General features: G+C 67.7%; 9 protein-coding genes and 2 pseudogenes. 3 read left to right on the forward strand and 8 right to left on the reverse strand.

From position 1 onward, the window contains the following. Window position 1 precedes the first annotated feature (1 nt). Window positions 2–1306 (forward strand): cobyrinate a,c-diamide synthase, encoded by a 1305-nt coding sequence (locus FFS49_RS24570; protein ID WP_105815829.1) that lies wholly within the window; start codon window positions 2–4, stop codon window positions 1304–1306. 70 nt (window positions 1307–1376) lie between these two features. On the opposite strand, the gene FFS49_RS24575 is transcribed toward FFS49_RS24570, so the two are convergent. Then, complete coding sequence (locus FFS49_RS24575; RefSeq protein ID WP_105815830.1) at window positions 1377–1544, reverse strand: type II toxin-antitoxin system RelE/ParE family toxin; 168 nt, start codon at window positions 1542–1544, stop codon at window positions 1377–1379. Window positions 1545–1569: 25 nt separating this feature from the next. After that, the gene (locus FFS49_RS24580) at window positions 1570–2733 is read right to left on the reverse strand and encodes a M20 aminoacylase family protein (RefSeq protein WP_039358627.1); all 1164 of its coding nucleotides are present in this window, start codon (window positions 2731–2733) and stop codon (window positions 1570–1572) included. 341 nt (window positions 2734–3074) lie between these two features. On the opposite strand from FFS49_RS24580, the gene FFS49_RS24585 reads away from it, so the two are divergent. Then, window positions 3075–4145, forward strand: coding sequence for a type IV toxin-antitoxin system AbiEi family antitoxin (locus tag FFS49_RS24585; protein WP_105815831.1), 1071 nt, complete (start codon window positions 3075–3077; stop codon window positions 4143–4145). A 13-nt stretch (window positions 4146–4158) separates the two neighbouring features. Beyond that, a pseudogene (locus FFS49_RS24590) lies at window positions 4159–4398 on the forward strand (nucleotidyltransferase); the annotation flags it as partial. Window positions 4399–4446: 48 nt separating this feature from the next. Here the strand turns inward: FFS49_RS24590 and FFS49_RS43075 are convergent. The 6 genes and pseudogenes from FFS49_RS43075 to FFS49_RS24620 all read right to left on the reverse strand — a co-directional run bounded on the left by FFS49_RS43075 (window position 4447) and on the right by FFS49_RS24620 (window position 10969). Continuing rightward, window positions 4447–4863 (reverse strand): annotated as a pseudogene (locus FFS49_RS43075) (PIN domain-containing protein). Next, the gene (vapB, locus tag FFS49_RS24600; RefSeq protein ID WP_105815832.1) at window positions 4860–5126 is read right to left on the reverse strand and encodes a type II toxin-antitoxin system VapB family antitoxin; all 267 of its coding nucleotides are present in this window, start codon (window positions 5124–5126) and stop codon (window positions 4860–4862) included. Before vapB ends, FFS49_RS43075 begins: the two are co-directional and overlap by 4 nt. Before the next feature lie 249 nt (window positions 5127–5375). Beyond that, window positions 5376–6392 carry a GNAT family N-acetyltransferase gene (locus tag FFS49_RS24605; protein ID WP_105815833.1) on the reverse strand — a complete coding sequence of 339 codons (1017 nt, stop codon included), beginning with the start codon at window positions 6390–6392 and terminating at the stop codon, window positions 5376–5378. Next, window positions 6392–7231, reverse strand: a complete 840-nt coding sequence (locus FFS49_RS24610; protein ID WP_105815917.1) for a formyltransferase family protein — start codon at window positions 7229–7231, stop codon at window positions 6392–6394. Before FFS49_RS24610 ends, FFS49_RS24605 begins: the two co-directional genes overlap by 1 nt. A gap of 86 nt (window positions 7232–7317) precedes the next feature. Continuing rightward, window positions 7318–9570 (reverse strand): TonB-dependent siderophore receptor, encoded by a 2253-nt coding sequence (locus FFS49_RS24615; protein WP_105815834.1) that lies wholly within the window; start codon window positions 9568–9570, stop codon window positions 7318–7320. 22 nt (window positions 9571–9592) lie between these two features. Further along, on the reverse strand, window positions 9593–10969 hold the full coding sequence (locus FFS49_RS24620; protein ID WP_105815835.1) for a lysine N(6)-hydroxylase/L-ornithine N(5)-oxygenase family protein: 1377 nt from the start codon (window positions 10967–10969) through the stop codon (window positions 9593–9595). Window positions 10970–10973 lie beyond the last annotated feature (4 nt).

Here is a 10973-nt window from a genome sequence, read left to right on the forward strand (position 1 = left end):
CATGCCCGCCTGCCCTGCGCTGTTCGTCAGTGCGCCCGCGTCGGGTCAGGGCAAGACGTCGGTGACGGCTGGCCTGGCACGGCTGCACCGCCGGCTCGGCCGGCGCGTGCGCGTGTTCAAGACCGGGCCCGATTTTCTCGATCCGATGCTGCTCGAATGCGCGAGCGGCGCGCCCGTGCATGCGCTCGATCTCGGGATGGTCGGCGAGGCCGGCTGCCGTGCGCTGCTGGCCGATGCCGCGCGCGATGCGGACCTGATCCTGATCGAAGGCGTGATGGGACTGTTCGACGGCACGCCGAGCAGCGCCGACCTCGCGGCCGCGTTCGGCGTGCCGGTCGTCGCGGTGATTTCCGCGAAGTCGATGGCGCAGACGTTCGCCGCGATCGCGTTCGGGCTCGCGCGGTTCCGGCCGGGACTGCCGTTTCACGGCGTGCTGGCGAATCGCGTCGGGTCGGCCCGACACGCGGAACTGCTGCAACAGGCGATGCCCGACGATTTGCGCTGGCTCGGGCACGTGCCGGCCGATGCGGGCATCGCGCTGCCGGAGCGGCATCTCGGCCTGCACCAGCCGAACGACATCGACGATCTCGATGCGCGGCTCGATCGCGCGGCCGACGTGCTCGCACAGACGGCGCTTGCCGAGTTGCCGCCGGCCGTTGCGTTCGCGGAACCGGATGCAACGGCGCCGCTGCCGCGTGCGCTCGCCGGCAAGCGGATCGCGGTGGCGCGCGACGGGGCTTTTTCGTTCATCTATCCGGCGAATCTTGCGTTGCTCGACGCGCTCGGTGCGCAATTGCGGTTCTTCTCGCCGCTCGCCGACGAACCCTTGCCGGACGATTGCGACGCACTGTTCCTGCCGGGCGGCTATCCGGAACTGCATGCGGCGACACTCGCGGCGAATGCCGCGACCGCGCGAACGATTCGCGCGCACGCCTCGGCCGGCCGGCCGATCGTCGCGGAATGCGGGGGGATGGTGTATCTGTGCGAATCGCTGACCGACGTGGACGGCGTGACGACGCCGATGCTCGGGCTGTTGCCGGGTCACGCGACGATGCAGCGCCGGTTCGCGGCGCTGGGGATGCAGCAGCTCGATACACGTACCGGTCCAATGCGCGGCCATACTTTCCACTACTCGCGGCTCGCGACGCCGCTCGAACCGGTCGCCAGAGCCGTGCGTCCCGACGGCGCATCGGGCAGCGGCGAAGCCGTCTATCGACGCGATGCGATCGTCGCCACGTACATGCACATGTACTGGCCGTCGAATCCGAATGTGGTCGTGGCGATGTTCAGCGGGGAAGTGTTCTAGCCTTGGGGTGGCTCAAGCCGTACGGGGAATGCGGGCGCCTTCGCGACGATCACCCGCCCGCTTTGTGCGACTACAGATGTTGTTCGATGTCGATTCGTTGGTGCAGGACCCGAATCACATCGATCGTGTATTCCGTTTCGCGATAGAACACGCCGTGGGAGCCCACTGCGTACCGGAAATATCCATCGCGAACAATGCAAGTTCGGCCGGCCTTTTCACCGCGCGCCAGCGCTTCCATTGTTCCGATCAGATCGTCTCCGACGTCAAACCAGAAACGTCTCCGCCAGCTTCACCCAGTACGACGCGCCGGTCGGCAGCGCCGCGTCGTTGAAGTCGTAGCCGGGGTTGTGCACCATGCAGCCGCCCTCCCCGTCGCCGTTACCGATGATCAGGTAGCAGCCCGGCCGCTTTTCGAGCAGGAACGCGAAATCCTCGCTGCCGGTGAGCGGCACCATCCCGTCGATCAGGTTCGCGTCGCCCACCCATTCGCGGGCGACGTTGCGCGCGAACGCGGTCATTTCCGCATCGTTGACGAGCACCGGGTAGCGGCGCTGGTAGTCGATCGTCGCGGTCGCGCCGAACACGGCCGCCTGCGCATGCACGACTTCCTTGATGCGCGTCTCGAGCAGGTCGCGCACCTCCGGCTTCAGCGCGCGCACCGACAGGCGCATCTGCGCGCGATCGGGAATCACGTTCGGCGCCTCGCCCGCGTGGATCGCGCCGACCGTGACGATCGCCATGTCGAGCGGCGACACGTTGCGCGACACGATCGTCTGCAGCGCGATGACGATCTGCGCGCAGACCACCACCGAATCGACCGCCTTGTGCGGCACCGCGCCGTGGCCGCCCCGGCCCTGCACGTCGACGATCACCGTATCCGACGACGCCATGAACGACCCCGGCAGGAAGCCGAACTTGCCCGTCGGGAAGCCGGGCATGTTGTGCATCGCGAAGATCGCGTCGCACGGGAACAGCTCGAACAGCCCTTCGTCGAGCATCTTCTTCGCGCCGCCGAGCCCTTCCTCGGCCGGCTGGAAAATCAGGTTCAGCGTGCCCGAGAAGCGGCGCTCGCGCGCAAGATGCTTCGCGGCCGCGAGCAGCATCGCCGTGTGGCCGTCGTGGCCGCACGCGTGCATCTTGCCGGCGATCCTGCTCTCGTACGGCAGGCCCGTGGCCTCGTGGATCGGCAGCGCGTCCATGTCGGCGCGCAGGCCGAGTCGCTGCGTGCCTTCGCCGACCTTCAACTGCGCGACGACGCCCGTGCCGCCGAGCCCGCGGTGCACCGTGTAGCCCCACGACTGCAATTGCTCCGCGACGAGGTCGCTCGTCGCGAATTCCTCGAAGCCGAGCTCGGGGTGGGCATGGATGCGGTGCCGGATCTCGATCATTTCGTCGGCGAGGCCTGCGGGAATCACGCTGTGCGTCACGGTGTCGTCTCCTGTCCTGGGGGGAATGTGCAGGCAAGGATAGTGGGTTCGACGGCAACCGGGCAGATGGAAAGTCGTCACGGTAGCAACCGGCAGTTGCCATACTGAGAACGATGCGCGAGGCGCGCAAGCTGGTCATCCGGACGACTGCCGCCCAGGAGCCGAACGCGCAACACTGTGTGCCATCCATCGATTTCTTGCGTGTGAGGGCCGCGGTGACTATCGTTCAGAATCATCAAATAGTTAATACGCATCAATATCTTGCGAATGATTGTTCACTTTTTGACGCTTGTACATTTTTTGTGTACGCTGATAAAAAAGTGAACAAGCGACTCCCTTTGATGCCCGTGAACACCTCCCTCTCCGTGTCGGAACAGCACGTGCTCGACGAAGCCTGCGCCGCGTTCGAAAGCGCGACCCGGCGCTTTCGTGCCCGGCCCGTGCGTGTGTCGGCCGCCTGGAAGGCGCGCGCCGACGCCATGATCCGCTTCGACGTTGCCGGGCAGGCATTCGAGATGCCGGTCGCCGTGAGCCTGCGCGTCGAATCGCTGGCGTGCGCGCTCGCGGAATTGCGCCGCCGCGGCGACACCGCAGCGCCCGGTGAACGGTCGCTGATGCTGGTCGCCCCGTATCTTTCGGCGGAACTGGCCGCCGGCCTGACCGACCAGGGCATCCCGTTTCTCGATACCGCCGGCAACGCATGCCTGATCGAACCGGAGGCGACCGTGATGATCGCGGGCCGGCCGAAGCCCGCACGCACGCCACGCCGACAGGCGTCGCGCGCGACGACGCCGAAGGGGCTGGCCGTGATGTTCGCACTCGCGACGCAGCCGGGCCTGGTCGCGCAACCGTATCGGGCGATCGCCGCCGCGTCGGACGTCGCGCTCGGCACGGTCAATCTTGCGATGGACGACCTGATCGCGCGTGGCCTCGTCGGGCAACGCCGCAACGGCGAGCGCCTGATGCCCGACTGGCCGCGCCTCGTACAGGAATGGGTCGCGCTCTATCCGAGCCGCTTGCGCGCGAAACTGCCGAGCCGCCGGTTTGCCAGCCTCGCGCCCGACTGGTGGCGCAGCTTCGATTTCGCGGCATTCGATGCGCGGCTCGGCGGCGAGCCGGCGGCCGACCTGTTGACGCACGACCTGAAGCCGGCGGCGATCACCGTCTATACGCACGGTACCGCGTCGAATCGGCTGCTGCTCCAGGGCCGCCTGCGTCCGGACGAGCGCGGCGAGGTCGAACTCGTCGAAGCGTTCTGGCCGCCGTCTGCCGCACTCGACTGGCGCGAGCAGGAAGTCCCGGTCGTGCCGCCGCTGCTGATCTACGCGGATCTCGTCTCGTCCGGCGACAGCCGCAATCTCGCCATCGCCGATCGCATCCATGGCCGATACCTCGCCCAACCGCCCGCTTGAGGTCGACGCACGCCGGCCGGGATTCGCCGCTGCCGCGCTGCTCGCGCGACAGGCGAAACGCATCGCTTCGCCGCAAACGCGTGACGCGATCCGTGCGCTGTTGTCGGACGAAGCAACTTGTGCCGTGCTCGGCCAGGATCTGTTGGCACGTGCATTTGCGCTGTTGCCCGGTGAATTCAGCGATGACGCCGACCGGTATCTCGACGCATTCCGCAACGCCTTTCTCGCAGACGAACCCGCGTCACGCGCTTGACGCGCCGATGCGCAACAGCCGAGCGACCGAACAGATCCCGAACGGCGCTCAGGCCGCCCAGTCTTCGAGCGACAACCCGGCCACACGACCGAACTCGCGGCTGTTGTGCGTGACGAGCACCGCACCGGCCGCGATCGCCTGGCCGGCGATCGATGCGTCGTTCGCGCCGATCGGCGTGCCGCGCGCGGCGAGATCGGCACGGATCGCGGCCGTTGCATCGACGGCCGCCGTGTCCCACGACAGCACGCCATCCAGCCGCGACACAAAGGCCGTCACGAGTTCCGCATGCTTCGGCGATGCCTTCTAGCCGGCCGCGCCGAATCGCATTTCGGCATAGGTAATTGCCGAGACGACGATCCGGTGCTGCGCATTGACGCACGATTGCAACCGGGACAGCACCACGGGCGGCCGCTCGCGCATGATGAACGAACAGATGCTCGTATCGAGCATGTAGAGTGTGGTCACTGGCCGGACTCCGTCGGTGCGGCGCCGCCACCGTCGGACAGGTCGAAGCGGCCGGGCTCGATGACGGCCGGGCGTTCGGCGAGGAAGTCGGCGTCGGCCGGCGGTTCGCTCGCGAACGAGAGCCATGTGGGCCGCACCGGCCGCAGCAGCAGCGTGTCGCCCTCGCGGCGAATCTCGAGTTCGGTCACCCCCTCGAACTCCATGTCCTTCGGGATGCGGATTGCCTGGTTACGAGCATTCTTGAAAATGGAAACGGTGCGCATGAGCCACTCCATGGGAGTATGATGCGCCCATTCTGGACATATGCCGGCATATGTCAATTTCGGGGCACGCAACACGGATGCCGCGCCCCATGCCGTCGCGGATGTTTTTGCCATGTCGTGGGCCTGTCGTCGATGAGGAGAGCGATCCATTCTTCACGACGCAGGCCGCGCGGTCCATATCCCGGACGGCCGATGCCCGCGAGCCACGGCGCCGCGCGCAACCTCGCGCCGCACCGCGCACCCGCTCCGTTACGGCAATTTGAAAGTGTCGAAGAATGTATCGCGCTCGATCACCGTGAGCGCCGCGCGCTTGTGCGGGAAGTCGAATTCCTTCAGCGTGTAGAACCCGAGCCGGTGCATGTACGCGATGTGCCGCACGTGATCGACGCGCGGTTCGCCCACGAGCCGCTGCGTGCGCGGTTCGTCGACGAACATGTAGTGCAGCACCCCGCTCCACCACGCATGCAGCTTGCCGGCGCTCTGGAAGCGCGAATCGCCGATCAGCAGGTGCAGCCCGCGATCGTAGTCGTGCGCGTCGTAGAACGGCGCGAGGCGGTCCTCCTTCGCCCAGTAGAACTCGAAATAGCCGAACGGCGTGTCGTCGAAATAGCCGATCATCGGGTGCATGTGCGGATCGGCGAGCCGCTCGGCGAGATATGCCGCGTGCTCGTCGCGCGTGCCGCGCTGGTCCCAGAAATGCGCGACGCGATCGAGGTTCATCCAGCCGCTGAACAGGTCCGCGTGCGCGTCGACGTCGACGGTGCGCAGGCTGAACGTCATCCCGACCTGCGGCATGTAGCGTGCATAGATCTCGCCGGCCGGTGACGGCGGCCGCACCGGGTGACGGTGGCCGTTCGTGATCACATGGCGCAGCGGCATTCCACCCGATGCGGGCGCCTTCAGCCACGGCCGCGGGTTCTGCCAGAACGTCGCGCGCGACACGGTGAAGCGCAGCGCGTCGCCGGCAACCTGCGCGCCGTCGATCACGCCCTCGCGTACCGCGCGCGCGACGTACGCCGCAACGGCTGCCGCATCGGCGCCGCCGAGCGGCACCGTGATCGTCGCCGCGTCGTAGCGCGTGTCGGTGTTGAACAGCGCGACGAATGCCGCGAGCAGTTCGTCCGGCGAGTCGTCGGGCCGCCACGCGTCGAGCGTGTGCTCGGCGACGGCCATCGCCTGCCCGTGCGAGGCGCCGTCGAGCGCGGCGGCCACTTCACCTTCGACGGCGTCCGCGGCGCCGGCCGGTTTCGTCAGCGTGTCCTGCATCACAGTGCTCCCGCGTCGTGGCGATCGGCAAGGACATGCAGCCCCCGCTCGAGTGCCGGAAACAGGCTGCGCTGGAAGTTGTTCCAGCGCAGTTCGAGAATCGTGTCATCCGGCGCGATCGGCGTGTCGAGCACGTCGCAGATCACCTCGCCGGAATCGATGCCGTTGTCGACATAGTGAAACGACGCGCCCGTCATCATCACCGGCTCGACGGACGACGTCGTGCCGTTCGACCAGTCGACCCGTTCGCCGCGCGCGCCGTGCAGCGCGTCGAGCGTCGCCCACGCGCCGCGCCGCTGGTACGGCGAACCGACGGCCGTGATGCCCGGGTGGATGTTGGCGATGCGCCGGTGAAAGCGCGCGCCGGGCCGCACGAGTTCGTCGAGGATCACGAGCAGCCCGTCGAGCACGACGACGTCGGCGTCGAGTTCGAGCAGGCGCTCGAGCAGGCGGCGCTCGAACGCCTGCTTGCCGGCCACGCGCTCGCGCGCGTCGCGCGGCAGCCGCCGGTACGTCGACGCAATCGTGCAGAACAGGTCGTCGACCGGCCGGCCCTGCACCGTCAACCCTTCCGGCAGGATCCACGGGCGGCCCGGCGTGCGGGCGAAGCCGTAGTCGGCGACTTTCGCGCGGTCGGCCGGCGAACCGTCGTCGTCATCGACGATCACGCCCTTGAGCGTGTAGCGCTCGCCGAGCGGCGAATCGTTCAGGCGTTCGACGAGATATTCGAGCGGCGCCTTCATGTAGCGCGTGCCGCCCTGATAAGCGACCGGCTGGCCGGCACGATCGGCCGCGCCGTTGCGCAGCGACTGGATGTAGACGAGATTTTTCTTCGGCATGGATGCGTCGTGGAAAAGCGGACGAAGGCGCCGCGGCCCGCCCGCGCCGGCCACGAAGGCCGGCCGGCGCGCCGCGGCGCGCATCGTCACCAGTTGTATTTCGCGGTCGCGATCACGGTACGGTCGGTGCCGAACACACAGACGTTCGCCGACTGGCAACCGCTGATGTAGTGACGGTTGGCCAGGTTCGTTCCGTTCACGGCGAAGCGCCAGTTACGCGTGTCGTAATGCACGCCCGCGTCGAACAGCGTGACGCTCGATACCGTCAGCGAGTTGTCGGCCGCACCGGCCGATGCGCTCTGGTAACGAATGCCGCCGCCCAGGCCGAAGCCCGCGAGCGGCCCCGTGTGCCACGTCCAGTCGGTCCACAGCGACGCCATCTGGCGCGGGCGCGGAATGTCGACCGGCCAGTTGTTCAGCGACGCGTCGTTGGCCTTCACGTTCTTCACGTCCTGATACACGTACGACGCGATCACCGACAGGTTGCGCGTGACCTTGCCGGTCGCGCTCAGCTCGATCCCGCGCGAACGTACTTCGCCGGTCTGCACCGACTTCGTGCCGGTCGGGTCCTGGCTCGGCAGCGCCGACGTGAGCACGTTGGTCTGGTTGATCTGGTAGATCGCCGCGTTCAGCATCAGGTTCTTGCCGGGCGGCTGCCAGCGCAGGCCGGCCTCGATCTGCTTGCCGCGCGTCGGCTGCGGCAGCCCGCCGCCGACCAGGTTCACGCCGATCAGCGGGTTGAACGACGTCGCGTAGCTGACGTACGGCGACAGCCCGTAGTCGCCCTGGTACGTGAGGCCGACGCGGCCGGTGAACGCCGTGACGTCCGCCTTCGTCGACGTGCCGGCCGCACGGTCGTCCATCCGCATGTTGACCCAGTCCTCGCGGCCGCCGAGCGTCAGCGTCCAGCGGTTCCACTTGATCTGGTCCTGCGCGTACAGGCCGAACGTGTTCATCGTCGTGTACGTGTTGGTGCGGAACGTGGCGTTCGGATCGGAGAACACGGCCGTGCTCACCGGCGTGTAGACCGGGTTGTAGATGTTCAGCGGCGGCGCGGCGGCGAGCCATTCGCTGTCGGTCGCGGTCTGGCGGTTGTACTGGAAGCCGAGCAGCAGCGTGTGCTGCAGCGGGCCCGTCGCGAAGCGGCCTTCGAGGTTGTTGTCGATGTCGAAGCGGCTGTAGTTCGTCTGGAACACGCCCGCCCAGCGCGACACGTCGGTCGTGCTGCCGTCGACGAAGCCGTTGCCGAATACCGAACCGTTGTCGAGCGACAGGTGCATCAGGCGCGTGTTCTGGCGGAACGTCCACGCCGGCGTCAGGTTCCGCTCGAACTGATAGCCGACCGACCACTGCTTCTTGCGGTAGTAGTTGAAGCTCGGATCGCCTTCGTACACGTCCTTGTTGATCTGACCGTTCGGGTTCGGCAGCACCGTGCCCTGCGCGGGGAGGAAGTTCGACGAGATGTCGCCCCAGTCCTGCAGATAGGTGGCCGACAGCGTCAGCGATGTATCCGCGTTCGGGCGCCAGCGGAACGACGGCGCGAGCGCGACGCGCTGGTCGTTGTTCGGGCCGGTCAGCGCGTTGCCGTCGCGTGCGACGCCGACGAAGCGGTACGCATACTTGCCGTCCGGGTCGAGCTTGTCGCCGACGTCGATCATGAACTGCTTGCGCGCGTAGTTGCCGATCTGCACGCCGGCCTCGCGCACGCGCTCGCCGTCGGCGAGCTTGGTCTGCACGTCGACGATCGCGCCCGGGTCGCCCGCGCCGTACAGCACCGAGGTCGGCCCGCGCAGCACGCTGATGCTGTCGATCATGTACGGATCGACGCGCCAGCTCGACAGGTTCAGCGTGTTCGGCACCTGCAGCCCGTTCACGTACGCGGTCGGCGTGAAGCCGCGTAGCGCCGCGTACCAGTCGGAACGGTTGTCCGAGCCGTACGACGAGAAGCCCGGCACGTAGCGCAGCGCCGCGTTCACGTCGGTCGCGCCGGTCATCTCGATCTGCTGCGCGGTGACGACGTTGATCGTCTGCGGGATCTCGTTGATCGACGTATTGGTCTTCGTGCCGGTGCGGCTGCGCTTCGCGACGAGGCCGACTGCGCCGTCCCCTTCCGAGGCCGCGTTGACGCTGATCGTCGGCAGCGTGCCGGCCGCCGCACTCGCCGCCGCACCGTTCTGCGCACTGCTGGCCGACGCCGCTGCGCCTGCGTTCACGGCCGGCGCCGTCTGGGCATGTGCCTGCCCTGCCGCCACACCGAACGCCACGCTCGCCGCGGCTGCGATCGCACGCAAACGCGTGCCTGTTGCCCACTCCATCGTTCTCTGCTCCACTTTTTTCATGCGGTCTCCGACCGCGCCTTTGTCAAAGAGCGAAAGCCATCCGGCTCGCGCTCGCCCCGTTTTCCTGCCGTTTTTCCTGTGTTGTCCGGGCCGCGCCTTCTTCATGGGCGGGTGCGATCCCGTCTTCGAGCGACGCGCAGATTTCGTCCGCGCGGCGCGCCAGCACCGACAGCAGCGTGTCGGACAGGCCGTGGCTGTCTTCGCAGCAGCCTTGCAGGTAGATGCGCGGCGCGAAGTGCTCGGGCGTCGCGAGCAGGTAGTCGCGCGTAACGTCGCCGCGTGCCAGCGCGTCGCCCAGATGCGGCGCGAGCCCTTCGAGCAGCGCCGAATGCGTGTCGCGGCGGTAGCCGGTGGCCAGCACGAGCGCGTCGAAGCGCTCGACGCGCGTGTCGCCGCTCATCCGGTCGCGCAGCGTCAGCTCGATGCGGCCGTCGGCGGTGCGCACCGCGGCCTCGATCGCGCTGTTCGCGAGCAGCGCATGGCGCGGCGTGCCGTCGATGCGCTGCAGGTACAGCATTTCGTAGATCTGTTCGATCAGCGGCCGGTCGACCACCGCGTAGTTCGTGTCGCGATAGCGCTCGAGCAGCGCGCGGCGCGCGTCGTGCGGCTGCGCATAGACGACATCGGTGAACTCGGGGCTGAAGATCTCGTTGACGAACGGGCTGTCGTCCGCCGGCTTCAGCGCGCCGGCGCGCATCACGAGGCTCGCGTCGACGTGCGGGAAGCGGCGCGCGAGATCGATGAACACCTCGGCCGCGCTCTGCCCCGCGCCGATCACGGCGACGCGGCGGCGCTCGCCGTCCGGCGACGCGACGAGCCGGTCGATGTCGGTCAGGTAGGACGACGAATGGATCACGCGGTCGCGGCCGAGCGCGGCGAACGCGTCCGGCACCGCCGGCGTGCCGCCGACGCCGACCGACAGCGCGCGCGTGACGCGCTGGCGCTCGTGACCGCCGGCGTCGCGCGACAGCACGCGCAGCGCGTCGATCCTCGCACCGTCGCCGCGCACCGGTTCGATCGCGAGGACGGTCTCGCTGTAATGGACGCGATCGTCGAACGCCTCGGCCACCCAGCTCAGGTAGTCGTGGAATTCGACGCGGGTCGGATAGAAGTTCTTCAGGTTGACGAATTCGTTCAGCCGGCCGCGTTCGAACAGGTAGTTGATGAACGTGTAGCGGCTTTTCGGATCGCGCATCGTGACGAGATCCTTCAGAAACGAGATCTGCATCCGGCAATCGTCGAGCAGCATGCCGCGATGCCAGCCGAATTCAGGCTGGCGCTCGACGAAGCAATGGGCGAGCGGGCGCGCCGCGCGCCGCTCCTCGAGGCGGATGGCCAGCGCCAGATTCGACGGCCCGAAGCCGACGCCGATCAGGTCGAATACGGTTTCTCTCTGCATGTCT

The sequence above is a fragment of the Burkholderia sp. 4NA327C6 genome, assembly GCF_005502655.1.
In the GTDB taxonomy this organism is placed as follows: domain Bacteria; phylum Pseudomonadota; class Gammaproteobacteria; order Burkholderiales; family Burkholderiaceae; genus Burkholderia; species Burkholderia contaminans.